Raw genomic sequence first — 22,599 nt, forward strand, 5'->3', positions numbered from 1 at the left:
CATGAAACGAGCGATAATTTCAAAAGGATTTCTTGCAGGATTTATACTGGAACTACTGATCCTGTGGAAAGCGGGCGGTGACTCGGAGTTATTCCGGGTGACCGTTCCTGTCATATCCACGTTTCCGTATGCAACTGCATGGCTTGCTGATTACCAGAGCGGATATATCAAGGCTTATCTGCCAAGATGCGGAATAACATCTTATATCTGTGGCAAATTCTTCGCATGTGGAATTGCAGGTGGATTGGTCGAGATGCTTCCATGCCTGTTATATCTGCGTTTTGCCAAGAATGCCGTAGCTTTAAAACCAATGCTCATTTTCTCCTCGGCAATGGTGTGGGCACTGCTTTCCGCAACACTTGCAGCCATCTCGAACAGCCGGTATATCGCGTATGGCGGAAGTTTTGTGATCTATTACATACTTGTGATCCTGCATGATCGGTATTTCGAAGAGATTTACTGTCTGTATCCATATGAGTGGATCCAGTTTCAGCATAACTGGATTTTTGACGAACAGGGTATTGTGATCCTGCTCACCGGTCTGTCGATTCTGCTTTTTTTAATCTATTACAATACGGTAAGGAGGTGCATCGAACGTGTATAAGCTAAGACAGATTCTGCTTACCGCATTTGCAAATTTCAGAAGATGGAAGAAGAATCCGCAGATTATCCTCGCGTTCTGCCTTGCATTTATCGTAAGTTTCCTGCTTTCTGACAAAGTGCTTGTGTTTGCAAAGGAGCATGACACGATCCTTCAGTTGGCAGAGCCGTTTATCTGGACGTTTGGTGATGCACAATCGGTGCTGATTATCTCGTTGTTATTGCTTTTATTGTTTGCCGAGATGCCGAACCTTGGAAATGATGTCCCGCTTTTTCTGGTACGGATTGACAGAAAGGTGTGGGTGCTCGGGCAGATTCTGTATCTGATTCTTGCAACGTTTTTCTTCCTTTGCTTTATCCTGCTTTCTACCTGTATCTTGGCAAGCAGTCAGGCATTTGTGGCAAATATGTGGAGCGATACAGCGGCAGTGCTTGGGTATTCGGACATCGGTTATGAGCTGAATGTGCCATCGTTCGTGAAGGTGATGGAGTTGAATTTCCCGTATCAGGTGATGTTCCACATATTTGGACTGATGCTTGGGTATTCAATCGTGATGGCGGGAATCATATTATTTTTCAATATGGTGAAAGACAACGGCGGCATGATCGCAGGTATCATCTATTCGGGATTCGGGTTTCTGCTTACACCGGATACACTGTCGGATATTCTGCATATCCCGGCGGTGCAATCGCGGTATGCCAATATCATATTCGGCTGGATATCGCCGCTCAATCATGCCACGTATTACATGCATAGCTTCGGCTATGATAATCTGCCCAAACTATGGGTGTCGTATGTATTTTTTGCAGGGGTGGCAGTGCTTGTATTCCTGTTATGTCTGCTTCGGATAAGACGGTATACATTTAATTTTACTGGAACACAGATGCGGTAATGGATGGATTTCGTGGCAGTTTATGCGTACATTTTAGAAAAATGATTTGTTGTCACGTGAGAAAGAGGTTCATAGATGGAAGAAACCAGAAATGAAAATAAGAATGAAAAAACAAACGAACGTAAACAGGGAATCGTCGTAGAACATGTCTATAAATCTTTCGGGAAAGAGCAGGTGTTAGTCGATGTGAATCTGGAGATTCCACCGGGAAAGATCTACGGCGTCGTTGGAAATAACGGAAGCGGAAAAACCGTGCTGATGAAATGCATCTGCGGGTTTATGCATCCGGACAAGGGGCAGATTCATGTCGGGGGCATCCGCATCGGGAAGGAATGCGATTTCCCGGACAAGCTCGGTGTGATCATCGAGACACCGGGATTTCTGCCCGGGTTAAGTGGATACAAGAACCTGAAGATTTTAGCGGATTTAAAAGGGCGGATTGGTAAAAACGAGATTATTCAGACTTTGCAGCGCGTCGGCTTAAATCCAAAGATGAAAAAACCGGTTTCGAAATATTCACTCGGTATGCGGCAGAGACTTGGCATTGCACAGGCAATTATGGAGAATCCGGACGTGCTGATCTTGGATGAGCCATTTAACGGACTTGACAAAGCGGGTGTCGCGGAGATGCGGCAGCTCTTATTATCCCTGAAGGAAAGTGGCAAAGCAATTATGCTGGCAAGCCATAATGCACAGGATATCGAGATGTTGTGTGACTGTGTACATGAAATGGAGGACTGGAAATGAAACGAAAGCATATAGCAACAAAAATACTTGCGATGACGATCGCGGCAACGATGTGTATGGGACTATCTCCGGCAGGAAGCGTGTTTGCAGCATCCGGTCAGACGGATATCCATATGTATGCCATGCAGATGGTATCCTATACCGCAGTGCAGGCTGATCCTGCCCAGCCAACGACACAGGAGCCGGCAACGACACAGGCAGACACAAATATAAAAGATGACAAAGATACGCAGAGCGAGGCAGTGACATTGAACATCGACAATGAGAACCAGTACGACGGCATGGAAAAACCCTATGCACAGGGCTATGTGCCAACCAATGCCAACGGCTCGGTCCGCATTGTATTTCCTATACTCAGTGAAGGGGAACTTCGGGGGAACACATTACGGGCGGCGCTTGACTTAGGCGACGCCCAGACAGCACCGTTCGTATTTAAGAACTACGAGAAGGATATCAAGCTGCAGACCGTCAAGGTGAATGCAGATACCAAAGAGGTTTCTGCTTATGTAGCGGATTTTACGGTTGAATTAAAGAAAAAACGAAACAACGGCTCCTACCCGGTGATCCTGAAGGCCACGGCAAAGGATGCAAAGGGCAGTGCGGTAGAGCAGGAATTTACCACGTATGTGACGATCAGTGATGGTATCGATCCGGATGCAACGACGGAAGCCGTGGTAGAGCCTGTAGCCGAAGACCTTCCGACTTTTGCACCGAAGGTCATGGTGGAGTCATATAAATTCTCAAAGGATGAGATTTTATCCGGCGATGAGATTACGGCAGAGATCACATTGCTAAACACAAGTAAGGAAAATACTGTGAAGAATATGACGGTAGCTGTGACTGCAGATACAGAGAGTTTTACCCTGCTGAGTCAGTCCGATAGTGTCTATATAGAAAAGATCGCTCCGCAGGAGAAAACAACGATTTCCTTTTCTTATCGGGTAAATGCGAAGACTGCTGCCGGTCAATATGATTTAGAACTCGCCATGGACTACGCGGACGGCGATGGAAATACATATTCTACTTCCGGTAAGGCTAAGATTACAGTACAGCAATCCTCTGAGATGAAATTTGATACACTGAATTTTCCTGAGAAAGTTGTCGTTTCCGATGTTGTGGAAGCAAAGGTACAGGCGATGAACTTGAGTCGAAGCAGGATTTATAATGTGCGTGCTGAGATTGCAGCAGATGGTCTGAAACCTCAAGGCACGATTTTTATCGGAGATATGGAAGCTGGAACTGCTGCAAGCGGAAGTACGCAGGTGACAGTCAGCTCGTTGTCCGGAAATAAGATGTATGGAACCACAGACGGAACAATTACTTACTACTATGAAGATGAAAGTGGCAAAGAATATACAGAATCAGCAACATTTACGACAACAATCAAATCACCTTTTTCAGATCAGAAAGAACAGACAGTACCGGATGATACAAATCAGTGGTGGGTGATTATGGCGGTTGTGCTCGGCTGTATCATTGCTGCCGCAGGTATGATTATCGTACGGAAAATACGCCTTAAGAAGCAGGAGGAAGATGACACGGAATAGATATTCCGGAGATATCTGTGTGGAGAGATTAGACAGACTATGAAGATACGAGAGTTTCTGCGTCTGCGACGACAGCAGGATGCAGTGAAGATTATAATTTTATATGTAATTGCAATTGGTGTCTGCTGCGGTTCCCTGATTAGGGACGGCTTGCACTATTCAAAAAATTCTCGGACAAAAGAAGAATTCAAACTGATTGGAAATGATCAGGTTTTGACAGACAGCAAAGTACAGCAGATACGGGAAATCGATGGTGTCACAGCCGTAAGCTATGATGTAAGTGATTCTGTTATAGTGACATATCAGACGAATACAACATCATTTGAGGCGGAACTTTTGAGCGAGGCGTATATACAGGAAGTTTACGGCATCTCACAGGAAAGCTCAATGATGACCTATTATGCCAATACTGCCGCATACGAGCAGATCCGTCAGAGTCTGTCACAGAATGTCACACCGATTCAGACAGATGAGATCACAGTCACCTATACTTCTTCCATTGCGAAAAGTCATCACACAGATTCAGCAACAGATGATGATGGTATTGCATCACAGTCAGAAAATAGCCAAACTGCGCGGATTATACGGACGGATATTGGAGGAGATGTACCGTTTATATGTGCCATCGGAGATCCGGTTATACTCAAAAAAACCGGAAATCTGCGTATTCAGATAGCCAGACAGGATCAAAGTCAAAGGGTGCTTACTCTTGCATCGAATTTATCTTTCTCAAACGATAACACACTGGAAATCTATCGGACACAATCGGAACTTGACCGGTTATTTATTCAAATGAAATTTGAACTGTTATTGATAATAACATGTTTGATTGCATCAATTTCCTTGCGTAGGTATGCAGTAAGGCCACTAAAAAAATAGTGGTCTTTCTTTTATAGAAAATTACATAAAGTGTATTTTCCTCTTGAAATTCAATTGGTTGTTTATGCAAGATTATAAGTTGTTTATACAAGGTGCATAGATTTTGTATAATAAACGAAATAATATAGTAATATCGGACTTACGGGGGAGAGTACATATAAATGATGACGATTACGAATGAACCAAAGAATTTATTGACAACCAAAAGCAAATTTATAGAAATTGTGTGTGAGAAGGAGAAAGTTTTAATCAATTTAAATGAAGTGCTGTATATTGAAAGAAACGCACGAAAAATTCGTTTTGTGGCAAAAGGGGTTGAATATACATCCTATATTTCACTGGCATCTTTGTTAAAGCGATTGCCAGACAATTTTGTACGTTGTCATACCGGATATATTGTAAATATGGATTATGTTGTTTCGATTCATTCGAATTATCTTATTATAAACGATGGGAATAAAATCAGTATTGGACGTACTTATAAAAATGCTATAACGACCTGGAGATAAATGTGTAAGAGAGGATTTGCTTTCATGGCAAGAGTGAAAGCAAGCCTCTCTTTTTTTGTAGCATTTTGATTGATGTAGACAGATGTTCATGATAAAATCTGTTATATAACAATTAACGAATAAAAAGGAAGGGTACAGGGGGATATATGAACAAAAATTTAAAAAAAATAGTAGTGGGATTACTGTTTATCATCGTATTTCTATTGGGCATGCTGCTTGGTATGCAGATACAGGGAAAATGGGATAAGGCCGGGAACAACAAGTCTGCATCCGGTTCGGCAGAAGCTCAGGCGGATGCGGAAATAGACGGAAATTCAGACAACCAAAATGATACCTCGACCAATGATTCTGCCACGAACGATACTTCGGATGACTCTGCGAACGAGACAGCATCTGCCAATCATGTGTCCGTAGACCGGGATGTGGATTATGGCGCAATGGATGTGCCGGAACCAACGACAGATGACTGGCTGTTTACGGATGGCAATAAGATCGTAGATGCGGATGGAAACGAAGTGTGGCTGACCGGCATCAACTGGTTTGGCTACAATACGGGAACGAACACATTTGACGGGTTATGGGCTTCCGACCTGAATCAATCGATTCAGGAGATTGCAAACCATGGTTTCAATGTGATACGTGTGCCTTTCTCCGCAGAGCTGATCCTACAGTGGGCAGGCGGCGAGTATCCGGATGCGAACTTCAATCAGGCGACAAACGATTATCTCGTTGGGATGGACAGCCTGCAGATCTTCGAGTATGTGATCGGACAGTGCCGTGCGAATGGGTTGAAGCTGATTATTGATATCCATTGTGCGGAGACAAATGCAAGCGGACATATGGTGAATCTCTGGTACACGGACCGGATATCCACGGACGATTATCTGTATGCACTTTCATGGATGGCTGACCGCTACAAGAACGATGATACAATCATCGCCTACGACCTAAAGAATGAGCCACACGGAAAGCCAAACGAAGGAGACGGTGCGGCAATCTGGAACGATTCCAAATCCGAGAACAACTGGAAGTATATAGCAGAGCGAGCTGCAAATGCTGTGCTGTCGAAGAATCCGAATGTACTCGTGCTCGTCGAAGGAACTGAAATCTATCCGGTTGATATCAAGAAGAACGGCGATTATACATCGACAAATGAGGAGGATTATTATTTCAATTGGTGGGGCGGAAACCTACGAGGTGTCGCAGATTATTCGGTTGAACTTGGCAAATATCAGAACAAGCTTGTATATTCACCGCACGATTATGGCCCGACCGTATACGAACAGCCTTGGTTTCAAGGCAGTTATACCTACGACAGCCTGATGAAGGACTGCTGGCATGATAACTGGTTTTATATCCATGAGGAGAATATCGCGCCACTTCTGATCGGTGAGTGGGGCGGTTTCATGAGTGAACCGAATATTACATGGATGACTTACATGCGGGAGCTCATACAGAAGAACAAGCTGAATCACACATTTTGGTGCTTCAATGCCAATTCTGGGGATACCGGTGGCATGGTCTTAGATGATTTTACAACATGGGACGAGGAGAAGTATGCATTTGTCAAGGAAGTCCTGTGGAACAACGGCGGGAAATTTATCGGTCTTGACCATGCGATTCCGCTTGGCATCAATGGAATCAGTCTGGGAGAGTATTACAAATAACATGTATACATGCAAATATATGATAATTTCATGTCGATAAAATCTTGAAAAATAGCGCATAACTGTATATAATCAAACAGGAAATTACAAAGAATAAATTATTATAATATAAAGGAGATAAACAATGAATAAGAAACCAGTTGTATTGATGGTACTTGATGGCTATGGCATTACAGACAAGACAGAAGGTAATGCAATTTATATGGCAAACACACCTGTGATGGATAAGCTGATGGCAGAGTGCCCATATGTAAGAGGAAACGCTTCCGGGCTTGCAGTCGGACTTCCGGACGGACAGATGGGTAACTCCGAGGTTGGACATATGAATATTGGTGCCGGAAGAATTATTTATCAGGATCTGACATCAATCACAAAGGCAATCGAGGATGGTGATTTCTTCGAGAACGAAGCAATGCTTGAGGCGATTGAAAACTGTAAGAAGAACAATTCAGACCTTCATCTGTGGGGACTTCTTTCCGATGGTGGTGTTCACAGCCACAATACACATCTGTATGGTATCTTAGAGCTTTGCAAGAAGCAGGGCTTTGATCGTGTATATGTACATCCATTCTTAGATGGTAGAGATACACCTCCGGCATCTGGTAAGGACTATGTTGCAGCACTCGTTGACAAGATGCAGGAGATCGGAGTCGGTAAGGTCGCAAGTATTTCTGGCCGTTACTATGCAATGGATCGTGATAACAACTGGGATCGTGTAGAGAAAGCTTATGCAGCTATGGTATATGGCGATGGCGTAAAGGCTGTAGATCCTGTGCAGGCAGTTGCAGATTCTTATGCAAATGATAAGACAGATGAGTTTGTTCTTCCAACCGTCATCGAAGCAGATGGAAAGCCGGTTGCAACGGTAAAGGCAAATGATTCCGTTATCTTCTTTAACTTCCGTCCAGACCGTGCACGTGAGATCACAAGAGCGTTCTGTGCAGATGAGTTTACAGGATTTGAGCGGAAAGGTGGAAAGCTTCCGCTGACATATGTATGCTTCAAGGATTACGATGAGTCTATCCCGAACAAGATTATCGCTTTCAAGAAGCAGGAAATCAAGAATACACTTGGCGAGTATCTTGCTGCAAATGGCTTGAAGCAACTTCGTACCGCTGAAACAGAGAAATATGCGCACGTTACATTCTTCTTTAATGGTGGTGTGGAAGAGCCGAACAAGGATGAGGACAGAGTACTCGTGAAGTCTCCGGCCGTTGCAACTTATGATCTGCAGCCAGAGATGAGTGCACCGGAAGTATCTGAGAAGCTCAATGCAGCCATCCGTTCCGGCAAGTATGATGTCATTATCATCAACTTTGCGAACCCGGACATGGTAGGACATACCGGTGTAATCCCTGCTGCTGTAAAGGCTGTTGAGACAGTTGACCAGTGTGTGGGAACTGCTGTAGAGGCAATCAAGGAAGTAGACGGCGTTCTCTTTATCTGTGCAGACCACGGAAATGCAGAGCAGATGATTGATTACAAGACAAAGGCACCTCATACGGCACATACAACCAACCCGGTTCCATTTATCCTTGTAAATTACGACGACAGCGTAAAGCTTCGTGAGGGTGGATGCTTAGCTGATATCGCTCCGACATTACTTGAGATCATGGGACTTCCACAGCCGGCAGAGATGACAGGTAAGTCATTGATCGTAAGATAATTGATTTCTATGCTGTAGATAAGTCATATAGGTTTTAAGATACTATAAGAGAAAGGACTACAGATATGAAGAAGTTTATTGAAGAATTTAAGAAATTTGCTTTAAAGGGCAATGTGATGGACTTAGCAATCGGTGTTATCATCGGTGCAGCATTTCAGAATATTGTATCTGCGCTGACGAATGATTTTATCACACCGCTGATTGCAGCAATTACAGGTAAGACAGATGAAAATGGCGGTGTTAAGCTCGGTGGACAATTTACCATCAATGGTGCAACCTTCAATTATGGAGATTTTATTTCCTCCATTATCAATTTCCTGATTATGGCACTCATTTTATTCCTTCTGATCAAGGGTGTGAACAAGGTGATGTCACTCGGTCATAAGAAGGAAGAGGAGGAATCAGCTCCGCTTACCAGAAAATGCCCATATTGCTACGGAGAGATCGACATCAAAGCAACGAAATGTATGCATTGTACATCCGACGTCTCTGATAGTGCACAGTTGTAAAATATAAAAAAATAGAAAACCTTTTTCGATAGAGTTATCTACCGCAAAAAGGTTTTTCTTGTTCTAATAGCAGGAGGAAAGAAGATTGAATTTTCTAGAGGAACGTATCTTAAAAGATGGAATAGTAAAAGAAGGAAATGTATTGAAGGTCGACAGCTTTCTGAATCACCAGATGGATGTCCGCCTGTTCGATCAGATCGGTGAGGAGTTCAAGCGCCGGTTTGCAGAGGAGAAGATCAATAAGATCCTGACGATCGAAGCATCCGGCATCGGTATCGCCTGTATCGTTGCAAGACATTTTGATGTACCGGTGATCTTCGCGAAGAAGTCGAAAAGCATCAACATTGAAGGTGATGTGTATGTGGCAGAGGTAGAATCATTCACGCACAAGTGTAAGAATCAGGTTATCGTATCGAAGAAATTCTTACATCCAGAAGATAAAGTACTGATTATCGATGATTTCCTTGCGAACGGTTGTGCTCTGCAGGGACTTATCTCTATCGTGAAATCCGCCGGTGCGGAAGTATCCGGTATCGGTATCGCAATCGAAAAGGGCTTCCAACCGGGCGGACAGGTAATCCGGAATCTCGGATTCCATCTGGAGTCCCTTGCAATCGTAGACAGTATGGATTATACAACAGGCGAAATCAAATTCAGGGAGAATGCATAAGATGAGTAAGACAGAAGCTTCGATTGAAAATATTTATAAACTAGAGGGAAGAGTGCCGGTTGCCAAGGCAATTCCCTTTGGATTACAGCATATTTTGGCAATGTTCGTAGCAAATATTGCACCGATTATCATTGTGGCTGCAGCGTGTGGGTTAGATGCTGGCGAGAGTGCCGGATTGATTCAGAGCGCAATGATTATTGCAGGTATCGGTACACTAATCCAGTTATTCCCGGTATGGAAGATTGGATCAGGGCTGCCGATTGTTATGGGTATCAGCTTTACGTTCGTATCCGTAATGTGCTACATAGGACCAACTTATGGCTATAATGCGGTTGTTGGCGCAGTTCTGGTTGGCGGTATCATCGAAGGTGTGCTTGGACTTTTCGCAAAATACTGGACGAAACTGATCACACCGGTTGTTGCAGCCAGTGTCGTTACAGCGATTGGGTTTTCACTTCTTTCGGTTGGAGCCGCTTCGTTTGGCGGTGGCAGTGGAAGTGAAAATTTCGGATCTGTGGAGAACTGGATCTTAGGAGTTGTAACTCTTTTATGTTGTCTGTTATTCCATATCTTTGCAAAAGGATATTTCAAGCAGCTTTCCGTGTTATTTGGATTAGTTGTCGGTTATATTGTGGCAATTTGTATGCATATGGTAGATTTTTCAGCGATTTCCGGGACATCTGTGATTGCATTGCCGAAGCTTCTGCCAGCAAAGCCGGAATTTAATGTCAATGCAATCGTATCTGTGACATTAATCTTCCTTGTCTCTGCGACAGAGACGATCGGAGATACATCAGCACTTGCAGTATCCGGACTTGGCAGAGATGCAACGACAAAGGAGACTTCCGGTTCGATTGCCTGTGACGGTTTTGTCAGTGCATTATCGTCTGTATTTGGCTGTCTGCCGATTACTTCGTTCAGCCAAAATGTCGGTTTGGTTGCCATGACAAAGGTTGTAAACCGTTTCGCAATTGCAACCGGTGCGGTTATTATGATCTTAGCGGGTATTTTCCCGATTTTCGGAGCTGTGCTTGCAACACTTCCGGATGCAGTACTTGGAGGATGTACGATTATGATGTTCGGTACGATAGTCGTAAGCGGTATCCAGATGCTTGGCAGATGTGGCTATACGCAGAGAAATATCACAATCACTGCACTTTCATTGAGTATCGGTCTTGGGTTTACGCAGGTGCCGGAGATTTTCGCAATCTTCCCACGTATCGTCCAGACGGTATTTGCTGAAAATTGTGTGGCTGTTGTATTTATCGTAGCGATTATCTTGAATCTTGTACTTCCAAAGAATATGGATGCGCATACTCCAGATGCAGAATCAGAAACAATTGCTGAAGAATAAAAACAAAATTCAATATTGAAACGATACAATCGCCCTGTAGCAAAACCGGTTACAGGGCGATTTTTATATGTAAAATGTATAAAAAGCTCCGATTCGGAAATAATTAGCTTAGATGTAAAAATTTTGGGAGGCTGATTTGGATGGATCGGATTAAATATATACACGCAAGAGAAATACTGGATTCCCGTGGAAATCCAACGGTGGAAGTAGAAGTCGTCACAGAGAGTGGTGCGGCAGCAATCGCATCGGTGCCTTCCGGCGCTTCGACCGGAGAATATGAGGCACATGAGCTGCGCGATGATGAGCGTAGATATATGGGAAAAGGTGTGGAGAAGGCTGTGACGAATGTCAATACTCGCATCAGTGACCGGCTGGTTGGTATAGATGTATTCAGTCAGGCGTTGATTGACAAATACCTGACAGAAGCAGATGGTACGGAGAATAAATCCCGGTTTGGTGCTAACGCCATCTTAGGAGTGTCACTGGCAGTTGCCCGTGCGGCAGCAAATTCACTTCGGATGCCATTATACCGTTATATCGGAGGAATCAACGCGAAGAAAATGCCGCTTCCGATGATGAATATATTAAATGGTGGCTGTCATGCGGATAACACGGTAGATCTGCAAGAGTTTATGATTGCTCCGGTCGGTGCAGATGCTTTTAAGCATTGTCTGGAAATGAGTGCAGAGATCTATCACACATTGAAACGCGTGCTGCATGAAAACGGACTTTCAAACGGCGTAGGTGACGAAGGTGGATTTGCACCGAACCTTGCAACTTCTGCGGAGGTACTTGATTATCTGGTACTTGCAATCAAAGAGGCAGGGTATAAGCCATATGAAGATGTGAAGATTGCCATTGATGCAGCCGCAAGTGAGCTATACGATGAGACAAGCGGGCTTTATTATTTCCCTGGCGAAAGTCGTATGGCAGGCAGGGAGATTTATCGGAACTCGGAAGAGATGGTACAGTATTACGAGGATCTGATCGGAAAATATCCGATTTACTCGATTGAAGATGGACTGGATGAAAATGATATGAAAGGCTGGAAGGTGCTTACATTTCGGTTAGGTGACAAAGTGCAGCTTGTTGGAGATGATCTGTTTGTAACGAATGTAGGAAGGCTGAAGCAGGGAATTGATGATGGAATAGCAAATGCAATTTTGATCAAATACAATCAGATTGGTACGCTGACAGAGGCAATGGATGCGATTGAACTTGCAAAAAAATCCGGATATAATACGGTAATTTCACACCGTTCCGGCGAGACAGAAGATTCTTTTATTGCAGATCTGGCAGTAGCTGTGAATGCCGGACAGATTAAGACGGGCGCTCCATGCCGTTCGGATCGCACCTCGAAATATAATCAGCTTCTTCGAATAGAGGAAGAACTTGGAAAACTGGCGATATATAATACAATTTCAAAATGATAAAACAGGATGCATAGCAAAAACCATAATAACCAGATATCTGGAATAGCTATAAATAATGTTCCAAAAAGAATATATTCATATTTGTCTCATATTTTGGAAAATTAATATTGAATTTACAAAATTCTTATGGTAATATATGCAGGTATGAGTTAATATATTAAGGAGGAACTATCGTGAAGACAGCGTTGATTATAGTATTTTTGGTTATATCGGTTATTTTGGCAGTTATTGTTATGATGCAGGAGGGAAAAGGCGGTTTATCCGGTGCGATTAGCGGCGGTGGCGCAGATACCTACTGGAGCAAGAACAAAGGAAAATCCAAAGAGTCTGTATTGAAAAAGATTACAGTCGTACTTGGTATTCTGTATTTTGCACTTGCTTTGTTCCTGTCATCAAAATTCATTTAGATTAGACAAGCTGCTTTGATTAAAAGCAGCTTATTTTTTTGGAGGCGTTACTATGGGAGAAAAAAGAGAACGAATCAAACAGAAGTTATATGATTTTATTTGTGATGAACAATACAAACCGATGCGGTTAAAAGATATCCGTTTTCTGCTTCAGGTTGGGGATGAGGATAAGAAACGCGTCGAAGAAGCTTTGAGCGAACTTGTGGAAGAGGGAAAAATTACAGTCACTCCAAAGGGAAAATATAAGAAGTTAGAGGACAAATTCTTAGTCGGTGATTTTATCGGCAACAAGAAAGGGTATGGTTTTGTACGCGTAGAGGGGTACAAAGACGATTTCTTCATTCCGGCGAAATTCTCTATGGGGGCATTTCATGGAGACCGTGTTATGATTGCTCCGGATTCCTATACAAAACAGGGGAAGAGCACGGAAGCGAAAGTAGTTCAGATCTTAAAGCGCGCTCTTACGACAATTGTCGGAACATATGACAAACAGCAGAATTTCGGCTTTGTAATTCCGGATAATCAGAAGATTTCAGATGATATCTTTGTTGCAAAGAAAGATTCCATGGGTGCCATGACCGGACATAAGGTCGTCTGCCGAATCACAAATTATGGAGAGAATCACAAGTCTCCGGAAGGTGAGATTATCGAGATCTTAGGGCATGTGAATGATCCTGGAACAGACATACTTTCGGTTGTTCGAGCATATGATATTCCTGTGGAGTATCCGGACAAGGTCATGGATTCCCTGAAGGATATTCCGGATGAAGTGGACGAAGCAGATTTTGTTGGACGAACAGATTTCCGCGCACTGCCAACAGTAACGATTGATGGCGAGGATGCGAAGGACTTAGACGATGCAATTACGTTATCATCTGCGGATGGCATTTATACATTGGGTGTTCATATTGCGGATGTATCACATTATGTAAAGGAGAAATCTCCACTTGACAAAGAAGCCTTAAAGCGTGGTACAAGCTGTTATCTTGTGGATAGTGTTATCCCAATGCTTCCGCATAAATTATCCAATGGTATCTGTTCATTGAATGCAGGTACTGATCGTCTGACACTTAGCTGTGTGATGAAGTTCGATAAGAAGGGCAAACTGTTAGACCATACAATCTGTGAAGGTATTCTGCATGTTGATGAGCGAATGACCTATACGAATGTTGAGAAGATCTTAGAGCGGAGTGATGAGAAAGTATTGAAGAGGTATGAGCCACTCATTCCAATGTTTGATTTGATGCTTGAGTTGTCTCAGATTCTCCGTGAGAACCGCCGGAAACGTGGTTCGATTGATTTTGATGTTGCTGAAACAAAAATCATTGTGGATGAAAACCACAAACCGATTGAAATCAAGCCATATGATCGAAATCCCGCAACCAAGATTATTGAAGATTTCATGTTGGCTGCGAATGAGACGATTGCAGAAGATTATTTCTGGCAGGAACTTCCGTTTGAATACCGTGTACATGAACATCCGGACGAAGAAAAGATTGATATTTTAGCTGCATTTATCAATAATTTTGGCTTGTTTATCAAAGCATCCAGAGACGAAACACATCCAAAAGAACTGCAAAAGATTCTGGATCAGATAGAAGGAAAGCCATATGAAGCTTTGATTAGTAAAATGATGCTTCGTTCTATGAAACAGGCTCGTTATTCAACGGAATGTACTGGACATTTTGGCCTTTCCTGCAAGTACTACTGCCATTTTACTTCACCAATCCGGCGGTATCCGGATCTGCAGATACACCGGATCATCAAAGAAAATCTGCATGGAGAACTTTCAGAGAAGCGGATTGAACATTATCGTCATATCCTGCCGACAGTTGCAAATGACAATTCTGCAAAGGAGCGTCGGGCGGAGGAAGCAGAACGGGATGTAATCAAACTCAAAGAAATCGAGTATATGTCCGAACATATTGGAGAAGAATTCGACGGAGTGATTTCAGGCGTTACATCAAACTATATCTTTGTAGAACTGGATAATACGGTAGAAGGCGCAGTATCGGTGGCCTATATGTATGATGATTTTTATTATTTCCGGGAGCAGGATTATGCTATGGTCGGAGAAAAGACAAAAAAGAAATATCAATTGGGTGACAAAGTACGTATCAAAGTGTTAAAATGTGATAAAATTAAGAAAACCATTGATTTTTCACTAATTGATGGTAATATAGAAGGAGTTGAAAAAAGTGGCGAAACAACGAGGGACGAAGCTGATAGCCAATAACAAAAAAGCATATCATGATTACTTTATAGAGGACACATATGAGGCTGGGATTGCTTTAGTTGGTACGGAAGTGAAATCTCTTCGTATGGGAAAATGCAGTATCAAAGAAGCGTTTGTTGGATTGGATGGCGATGAGGTATATGTTTATCGTATGAATATTTCTCCTTATGAGAAGGGAAATATTTTCAATAAAGATCCATTACGGACAAGAAAATTGTTATTGCATCGATATGAAATCAACAAATTAATCGGACAACAGAAGATGAAGGGATATACTTTGGTGCCATTGAAGGTATATTTTAAAGACAGTTTAGTCAAAGTTGAGATTGGACTGGCACGAGGCAAGAAGTTGTACGATAAGAGAGAAGATATCGCCAAGAAAGATATGAAACGTGAAGTTGAACGTGACTTCAAGGTTCGTAATCTTGGATAAAAAGAGTTATTAAGGTAGGAGAACATATGAGTCAGGCAAAAGTAGATCGTTATAAGGAAGAGAAGAAGAATCGTAAAAAAATCCAGAAAAAACAGAGAGTCAAGCAAGTGGTTGAAATCTTAGTATGTGCTGCAATATTAGGTGCTTTGGTTGGCTTTCCTATAGGAAGACACGCATATCAGAAAAGCTATGATACGCGTCAGGCAAATAAGACTATACAAGCATCTATCTACGATTACTGGGGTCAACAGTATTGGGCTGCAAATTATGCAGGCTCTATCTTCCAGACGGCAAGTGACAGTGATGCTACGCCTGTAGATGCATCTGCAACAGATGCAGAATAAATAAATGATATATGCACTGTAAAGTGGTATATATAGATTTTCGTCAAAAACCAGGGGTTGTACTGGTTTCGACGGGGGTTTAGAAATTACGGTAGCCATTCGTGGACCAGGACCACGCTAAAACTTGGAAAATAAATATAAACGCAGACGAAAATTACGCGTACGCTGCCTAGTATGGCAGCTGTCAGCTCTAGGTTCCCCACAACTTAGAATCCTGGCATCGACTTAGTGGGACACTCCGGAGCTTAAGCTTTGCGGTTTCGGAAAATTCATGAAGCTACTATATAGGAAAGCCTGTTTGTAGGCGTTTCTGTATGGGAAATCCAATATACAAACTGTAATGGGAGAAGCTGTAATGGAAGAGCTTTCGGACAGGGGTTCGATTCCCCTCAGCTCCACTAATTTTCATTAGGAGAGAAAAAAGGAAAAGACACGGAACTAATCTTCCGTGTCTTTCTTTGGTAATCGTGCATGCATAAACTCATAGATATTCTCACATAATTCCTTCTGCATTGTAAACGAAATTGTATAACGCTCTTTTTCTGTGAATATATTCAGAATATAGAAGAGCATACTTTCATCTGGAATGACCATCGTCACATGCTTGATCTGGTCAAAATCGTAATGGGTCGTGCCATATTTGTGTTCAATCGTAAATCCGGTATCATCGAAGATATACGTAGCTGAAAACGCCTGCTTTCGGAAGGACATCACTACGAGATAGATTCCGTAGGCTCCAACAAATGTTACAAACAATGAGGTTAATACCAGATGTTTGGCATAACCATGTATCATTGTAAATACCTGCAAAGTAGCAACAAGAAGAAAAACCAATCCTAGGAACCGATAAGCAAGTCGATTTGCTCGCCGTTTATTGACTGTATATTTATACCCCTTCATATTAGAAAATCCTTTCTTTTGGTAATCATCTTATAAGTCTGTATTGGAAATACATAATGTATGATGAATACTCGTACAAGAATAGTATAGGGGCTTAAAACACTTTATGCAAGTGCATTTTGCATGGATTTAACAAACTTTAACCTGATATTGATAGAATAAAAAGAATAAAAGAGGCATATATAAATAGTATGGAACAAGAAAAGCAGTTACAATTACATATTACAAAAAATGACCGTAAGATTATTACGGATTTTGCAAATTCCTTATCCGATAAGGAATATCAGCTTCGGTGCATGTGGGCAATCCAGATCTTAGAGTCGAAGCTCACGATGATTAATCTCGAACTGCAGGAGAATCTGGAACGGGAGGTTGTTGTGCGGCTGACACACCGCATCAAAAGTGCGGAAAGCATCTTCCTGAAGCTTCGACGCAAAGGTTATACCATTAATCTGGATAACGCCAAGAAGAAATTAAACGATATCGTTGGCGTCAGGGTAACCTGTATGTTTCGGGATGATATCTATGCGCTGATGGATTGTCTGAAAATCCAGCATGATATCAAGATATTAAAGATAAAGGATTATATAAAAACGCCGAAATCTTCCGGCTATCAGGGAGTACATATGATTCTGTCTGTGCCAATCTATCTGTCAAAAAAGGCGGACTGGATGAAGGTAGAATTACAGCTTCGGACCGTTGCAATGGATTCATGGTCGGTACTTGATTATCAGCTACTCTATAAGAAGGATCTGGCTGATACCGGAGAAATCGTTCAGGAACTAAAACGATATTCCGATGTGATTGCCGATATGGATACAAATATGATGCGGTTACGGGATAAGATCAAAGAGATTTAAGCGCCGGTCTGGCGTTTTTTCTTATGTCTGGAAATGCCGCTTTACATAGATTTAACAATTCTTTACCTTCTGTTGATAGAAGCCGATTCCATATTTCGATATTATTCAAGCTATGAAAGCCATTCTGCTTACGGGAAATGCTTGCAAAACGGCTTTTAAATCGGTTAAAAATGCCCAAAAGAGGAAGGAAGAATCAAAATGAACGAAAGTATGGCGACTGTGTTCGGTTTGCTGGGAGGTCTGGCACTTTTTATATTCGGAATGAATATGATGAGTGAATCGCTCCAAAAGGTAGCCGGAGACAAAATGAAGAAGGTGTTGGGAGTACTTACACGAAATGCCGTGTGCGGAATGTTGGCGGGCGCACTTGTAACGGCAGTTCTGCAAAGCTCCAGTGCGACAACTGTATTGGTGATTGGTTTTGTCAGTGCCGGATTGATGTCCTTAAAGCAAGGTATCTCTGTTATATTCGGGGCAAACATCGGAACGACAATGACCGCACAGTTGATGGCGTTTAAAATTAGTGATTATATTATGCCGATTGTATTTATCGGATTTCTGATCGCATTTATCGCGAAGAAAGAGAAGATAAAGTTTGTCGGACAGACAATCTTCGCATTCGGTTTGTTGTTTGTTGGTATCGAGATGATGGGCGATGTCATGAAGCCGCTTGCAACAAGCCCGGTATTTATCAATATGATGGAGAAAGTCAGCCATATTCCGGTACTCGGTGTTGGCGTCGGTATGCTTATGACACTCGTTGTACAGAGCAGCTCCGCAACGATTGCGGTATTGCAGAGCTTCGCATCACAGGCAGGCCCGGATGGTGCGAGTGTGATCGGATTAGTTGGCGCAATTCCGATTCTGCTTGGCGATAATATCGGTACAACCATTACCGCATTATTGGCAAGTATCGGTCAGTCCAAGGATGCAAAACGCTGTGCGGTTGCACATAGTGTATTTAATATTACCGGATCCTTTATCTTTATCTGGATCATTAAACCATTTGCAAAGTTTGTGGAGATAATCTCTCCAAAGGGAAATGAACTGGATGTGATTTCAAGACAGATTGCAAATGCACATATGAGCTTTAATATCATCAATACTCTGATCTGGCTACCGCTTCTTCCGGTTATGGTGAAGATTGTTATGTTTATTGTCAGAGATGACAAGAAGGCGGTTGTAAGTGATGACAAAACAAAGAGTTTTCTTGACCGCAATGTCATTGGGCAGCCGGTTGCCGCAATGTACCTTGTCTCACAGGAGATCCGTCGCGCCGGACGTCTTGTTGCTGAAATGATCGGGAATATGAAGGCAATCGTTTTAAACAATGATAGCAAAGCACTTACAAATCTCGAAGAAGATGGAAAGCTGGTAGACCAGATTGATGAAGATACCGTCAGCTATATTTCCAGCATGTTTTCGACAGGTTCGCTTACGGAAGAACAGTCCTCCACAACAGCCGGACTTATGTATGTATTAAACGATATCGCCCGTGTCAGCAAACGGTGCGAGGATATTACACCAGTGCTCCGTGCAAAACTCGAAGGAAAATATAAGTTTTCAAAGGACGCCATGGAAGAGCTTGCCAGAGGAATTGATGCAGTGGAAGTGATGTATCAAACGACAATTTCTGCTCTCGACAATGGTGATTCGAAGCTTGCGAAAAAAGTACTTGATTATAGAAAAGAACTTCGCAGTATGGAGAAACGCTTTAATAAGAACCATTTAAAACGTCTGCGCAAGAAAAATTGCAAACCGGAATTTACCTATCCGTTTTCCAATATGCTTCACAGCTTAGAGCGTATCGGTGACAGCTGTAGCGGCATGGTGGAAGAAGTGATGGACAATGTCCGTTTCCTGGAATTGGAGGAAGCATAGCATGAAGCTTAGAGCAAAACATAGATTTCGAATATGCATCGTAAGTTTTTTGTGCGTGGGTACATTGGCTGCATCCTTATGCAGCTGTGGAAAAAAAGAAACGCAGGACTATGCATTTGCCGGAACAAATGGAGACGCTTCTTCCCTTGGTATGATTTCGGTGCAGGTTCGTGAGGATGGTTCCGGTACCAGGAGCCAGTTTGAAGAATATCTCGGGATTTCCATGTCTGATGATAACACGGATAAATACAAGGATATGAAACAGTGCATGGTTTTATCAAGCGGGAGTGCCATGGCGAGCGCTATTAATGTATTAAAAAACGGAATCGGATATGTATCCTACGGACAAATGCAGGGAGATTCCAAAGCACTTGCTGTAGATGGAATTGTCTGTACCAGAGAAAGTATTGCAGATCATGCGTATCCATTGACCAGAGATTTTACACTTGCATGGGTAGACAGCCCGAATGCACTGCGGGATGATTTTGTCAAATATATAGCAGGTGCCGGTCAGAAAATCGTGGGTCAGACATATGTGCCAGTGGCGGAAGAGACAACATTTCTGGCAGATCCGGATGCACAGGGAACACTCAGCATCCGCGGTTCTTCCTCTATGGCAGAGCTGCTTTCGGAGCTTGCAGATGCGTATATGGCAGTGAATAAAAATGCAACGATCCATGTGTATGCGACAGATTCTACGAAGGGGTTGAACGATGCCATGGAAGGAAAATCCGATATGGCTATGGTATCACGCAGCCTAAAGGATTACGAGACAGATCTTGTAGAATCAACGGTGATCGCAACGGACGGAATCGCAGTGATTGTCCAAAAGGATAATCCGATCAATCAGGTAACAAAAGATGAATTGAAAGGTATCTTCAATGGAAACATCACATCTTGGAATGATATTCAATAAAATAAAAAATCTGTTTCGTAAAATATTAAAGAAACGTAACAAAGAAACAGAAACGATAACCGAAAATACGGAGGAAAATAACATGTTACAGGAAACAATTTATGATAACCGGGAACTTTCCTGGTTAAAGTTCAATAAAAGAGTATTGGAAGAAGCAGTGGATGAGAACAATCCGCTCTGCGAACGTCTGTCGTTCGTGTCAATCTTCCAAAGTAATCTCGATGAGTTCCTAATGGTGCGTGTTGGTTCGTTAGACGCAGGAAAAGACAGTAAAGTCCGCGAAAATAAGACGAATATGACCTGTCAGGAACAGCTTGACCGCATTATCGTCAAGGAGAAGAAGCTTCGGGAGAAGAAGGACGAAATCTACCTGCGCCTGATGTATGAGATGGAAGAATATGGTGTCAAGGAGCTTTTGTATAAGGATCTGAACGAGGATGAGCAGGATTCCATGAAGCTTTACTTTGAGAATGAGATCCAGCCGTTTATTTCACCACAGGTTGTCGGCAAACGCCAGCCATTTCCATTTTTACGTAACAAGGAAATCTACGCTGTGGTAGAGCTGCGAACAAAATCTAACAATACGAAGATTGGCATTATTCCATGTAACAATCCGGTCATTAAGCGCATGATCCCGGTTTCTTCCGACGGAAGACGTTTTATGCTCGCAGAAGAATTGATTCTGCATTTTGTTGGGGAAGTATTCCCGGGTTATAAGGTAATCAGCAAATCCCTGATCCGTATCCTGCGGAGTGCGGAAATAGACGTGGATGATGCATTAGACGATGATGAAAAAGATTACCGCAAGGGGGTGGAGAAGGTGCTTCGTACAAGAAGCCGTTTGTGCCCGCTCCGTATGGAATATACAAGAATGATGAATGACTCCATCATCGAGAAAATGTGTGGATTTTTAGACCTCACAAAAAAGCAGGTATTTCATTCCATCTCACCACTTGACCTGTCGTTCTTATTCAAGGTGGAGGATCTGCTTCGAAATGAAAAGCATTTATTTTACGAACGCCGCGTGCCACAGCAGCCGGCTATGATAGACCGGACACGCCCGGTGATGGAACAGGTTAGAGAGCGTGATTTATTCCTGTCTTACCCATATGAGAGCATGAAGCCTTTTATCCAGCTCTTAAATGAGGCAGCAAATGATCCGGAGGTCGTATCAATCAAGATGACCTTATATCGTCTTGCCAGCGATTCGAAGATTGTAGAGGCGTTGGTTGAAGCCGCAGAGCAGGGCAAAGAGGTTGTTGTGTTAGTCGAACTACGGGCACGTTTTGACGAGGAGAATAACATCCGCTGGTCGAGACAGCTTGAGGATGCCGGATGCCGCGTAATCTATGGATTGAATCATATGAAGGTACATTCCAAACTCTGTCTGATCACAGGAAAGCGGAATAATAAAATCGAATATATCACACAGATTGGTACCGGTAATTACAACGAGAAGACTTCCCGTATATACACTGACTATTCTCTGATCACATCTTCGGTAGATATCGGAAATGAAGCTGCCAATGTGTTCAATCATTTGTCAATGGGAACTACCGTCGATGAGACAGAGCATCTGCTTGTAGCTCCAAACTGCCTGCAGAATAAGGTCCTTGCAATGATTGATGAAGAAATTGCAAAGGCGAAGGAAGGAAAAGAAGGTTATGTCGGTGTGAAAATCAATTCCCTGACGGATAAGAAGATCATCGACAAGCTTATCGAGGCCGGCAAATCCGGCGTGAAAATCCGCATGATCGTGCGTGGAATCTGCTGCCTGAAATCAGGCGTGGCTGGAGAGACGGATAATATCCGAATCATCAGCATTGTAGGAAGATTTCTGGAACATTCCAGAATCTATATATTCGGCAAAGATGACCCGAAGGTGTATATTGCTTCTGCCGATTTTATGACACGGAATACCGTTCACCGTGTAGAGGTAGCGGCTCCGGTCTATGATCCTGCAATCAAAGCCCGGATTCTCGATGATTTTGAATTGTTCTACGAGGATGACCAGAAGGCAAGAGAGCAGATCAACGGTATCTACCTTCCAAAACAGGGAGACTGTCATATCAATGCACAGGAAGCACAATATGCACAAGCTTACAAAAACAATGAGATACATGCATAGGTACATAGACATAGCTTTCC

At 42.7% G+C, this 22,599-nt stretch carries 21 protein-coding genes and 1 other RNA gene; 21 read left to right on the top strand and 1 reads right to left on the bottom strand.

Going from position 1 to position 22,599, the window contains the following annotated elements:
• Position 1 precedes the first annotated feature (1 nt).
• From KP625_RS02385 to ssrA, 17 genes are all read left to right on the top strand, one after another.
• Positions 2 to 604 (top strand): hypothetical protein, encoded by a 603-nt coding sequence (locus KP625_RS02385; RefSeq protein WP_238299082.1) that lies wholly within the window; start codon positions 2 to 4, stop codon positions 602 to 604.
• Positions 597 to 1,493: a hypothetical protein gene (locus KP625_RS02390; protein WP_238299083.1), complete on the top strand. Its 897-nt coding sequence runs from the start codon at positions 597 to 599 to the stop codon at positions 1,491 to 1,493. Before KP625_RS02385 ends, KP625_RS02390 begins: the two co-directional genes overlap by 8 nt.
• Before the next feature lie 75 nt (positions 1,494 to 1,568).
• Positions 1,569 to 2,240 (top strand): ABC transporter ATP-binding protein, encoded by a 672-nt coding sequence (locus KP625_RS02395; protein WP_238299084.1) that lies wholly within the window; start codon positions 1,569 to 1,571, stop codon positions 2,238 to 2,240.
• Positions 2,237 to 3,787, top strand: a complete 1,551-nt coding sequence (locus tag KP625_RS02400) for a COG1361 S-layer family protein (protein WP_238299085.1) — start codon at positions 2,237 to 2,239, stop codon at positions 3,785 to 3,787. The genes KP625_RS02395 and KP625_RS02400 overlap by 4 nt, the downstream gene beginning before the upstream one ends.
• A 39-nt stretch (positions 3,788 to 3,826) precedes the next feature.
• On the top strand, positions 3,827 to 4,666 hold the full coding sequence (locus tag KP625_RS02405) for a hypothetical protein (RefSeq protein WP_238299086.1): 840 nt from the start codon (positions 3,827 to 3,829) through the stop codon (positions 4,664 to 4,666).
• A 161-nt stretch (positions 4,667 to 4,827) separates the two neighbouring features.
• Complete coding sequence (locus KP625_RS02410; protein WP_238299087.1) at positions 4,828 to 5,175, top strand: LytR/AlgR family response regulator transcription factor; 348 nt, start codon at positions 4,828 to 4,830, stop codon at positions 5,173 to 5,175.
• Between the two features lie 146 nt (positions 5,176 to 5,321).
• Complete coding sequence (locus KP625_RS02415) at positions 5,322 to 6,842, top strand: glycoside hydrolase family 5 protein (protein WP_238299088.1); 1,521 nt, start codon at positions 5,322 to 5,324, stop codon at positions 6,840 to 6,842.
• Positions 6,843 to 6,966: 124 nt separating this feature from the next.
• Positions 6,967 to 8,508, top strand: a complete 1,542-nt coding sequence (gpmI, locus tag KP625_RS02420; protein ID WP_238299089.1) for a 2,3-bisphosphoglycerate-independent phosphoglycerate mutase — start codon at positions 6,967 to 6,969, stop codon at positions 8,506 to 8,508.
• 65 nt (positions 8,509 to 8,573) lie between these two features.
• Positions 8,574 to 9,017 carry a large conductance mechanosensitive channel protein MscL gene (gene mscL / locus KP625_RS02425; protein WP_238299090.1) on the top strand — a complete coding sequence of 148 codons (444 nt, stop codon included), beginning with the start codon at positions 8,574 to 8,576 and terminating at the stop codon, positions 9,015 to 9,017.
• A gap of 85 nt (positions 9,018 to 9,102) precedes the next feature.
• The gene (locus tag KP625_RS02430; RefSeq protein ID WP_238299091.1) at positions 9,103 to 9,687 is read left to right on the top strand and encodes a xanthine phosphoribosyltransferase; all 585 of its coding nucleotides are present in this window, start codon (positions 9,103 to 9,105) and stop codon (positions 9,685 to 9,687) included.
• Between the two features lies 1 nt (position 9,688).
• Positions 9,689 to 11,041 (top strand): uracil-xanthine permease family protein, encoded by a 1,353-nt coding sequence (locus tag KP625_RS02435; RefSeq protein WP_238299092.1) that lies wholly within the window; start codon positions 9,689 to 9,691, stop codon positions 11,039 to 11,041.
• A 140-nt stretch (positions 11,042 to 11,181) separates the two neighbouring features.
• Positions 11,182 to 12,471: a phosphopyruvate hydratase gene (gene eno, locus KP625_RS02440; RefSeq protein WP_238299093.1), complete on the top strand. Its 1,290-nt coding sequence runs from the start codon at positions 11,182 to 11,184 to the stop codon at positions 12,469 to 12,471.
• A 176-nt stretch (positions 12,472 to 12,647) separates the two neighbouring features.
• Positions 12,648 to 12,881 carry a preprotein translocase subunit SecG gene (gene secG / locus KP625_RS02445; RefSeq protein ID WP_370641394.1) on the top strand — a complete coding sequence of 78 codons (234 nt, stop codon included), beginning with the start codon at positions 12,648 to 12,650 and terminating at the stop codon, positions 12,879 to 12,881.
• Positions 12,882 to 12,933: 52 nt separating this feature from the next.
• The gene (gene rnr / locus KP625_RS02450; RefSeq protein WP_238299094.1) at positions 12,934 to 15,117 is read left to right on the top strand and encodes a ribonuclease R; all 2,184 of its coding nucleotides are present in this window, start codon (positions 12,934 to 12,936) and stop codon (positions 15,115 to 15,117) included.
• Complete coding sequence (gene smpB, locus KP625_RS02455) at positions 15,080 to 15,550, top strand: SsrA-binding protein SmpB (protein WP_238299095.1); 471 nt, start codon at positions 15,080 to 15,082, stop codon at positions 15,548 to 15,550. The genes rnr and smpB overlap by 38 nt, the downstream gene beginning before the upstream one ends.
• Before the next feature lie 26 nt (positions 15,551 to 15,576).
• Positions 15,577 to 15,894, top strand: coding sequence for a hypothetical protein (locus KP625_RS02460; protein WP_238299096.1), 318 nt, complete (start codon positions 15,577 to 15,579; stop codon positions 15,892 to 15,894).
• Between the two features lie 53 nt (positions 15,895 to 15,947).
• Positions 15,948 to 16,295: a transfer-messenger RNA gene (gene ssrA, locus KP625_RS02465) on the top strand.
• A 37-nt stretch (positions 16,296 to 16,332) separates the two neighbouring features.
• On the opposite strand, the gene KP625_RS02470 is transcribed toward ssrA, so the two are convergent.
• Positions 16,333 to 16,794 carry a hypothetical protein gene (locus KP625_RS02470; protein ID WP_238299097.1) on the bottom strand — a complete coding sequence of 154 codons (462 nt, stop codon included), beginning with the start codon at positions 16,792 to 16,794 and terminating at the stop codon, positions 16,333 to 16,335.
• Between the two features lie 191 nt (positions 16,795 to 16,985).
• Here KP625_RS02470 and KP625_RS02475 point away from each other — a divergent pair, with 191 nt between their 5' ends.
• From KP625_RS02475 to ppk1, 4 genes are all read left to right on the top strand, one after another.
• A complete protein-coding gene (locus tag KP625_RS02475; protein WP_238299098.1) occupies positions 16,986 to 17,654 on the top strand; it encodes a GTP pyrophosphokinase in 669 nt (222 codons plus the stop codon).
• A 198-nt stretch (positions 17,655 to 17,852) separates the two neighbouring features.
• The gene (locus KP625_RS02480; RefSeq protein WP_238299099.1) at positions 17,853 to 19,535 is read left to right on the top strand and encodes a Na/Pi cotransporter family protein; all 1,683 of its coding nucleotides are present in this window, start codon (positions 17,853 to 17,855) and stop codon (positions 19,533 to 19,535) included.
• Between the two features lies 1 nt (position 19,536).
• The gene (locus KP625_RS02485; protein WP_238299100.1) at positions 19,537 to 20,451 is read left to right on the top strand and encodes a substrate-binding domain-containing protein; all 915 of its coding nucleotides are present in this window, start codon (positions 19,537 to 19,539) and stop codon (positions 20,449 to 20,451) included.
• Positions 20,452 to 20,533: 82 nt separating this feature from the next.
• On the top strand, positions 20,534 to 22,579 hold the full coding sequence (gene ppk1, locus KP625_RS02490; RefSeq protein ID WP_238299101.1) for a polyphosphate kinase 1: 2,046 nt from the start codon (positions 20,534 to 20,536) through the stop codon (positions 22,577 to 22,579).
• The last annotated feature ends 20 nt before the right edge of the window (positions 22,580 to 22,599 follow it).

This window comes from Eubacterium sp. MSJ-33 (assembly GCF_022174665.1).
In the GTDB taxonomy this organism is placed as follows: domain Bacteria; phylum Bacillota; class Clostridia; order Lachnospirales; family Lachnospiraceae; genus Coprococcus_C.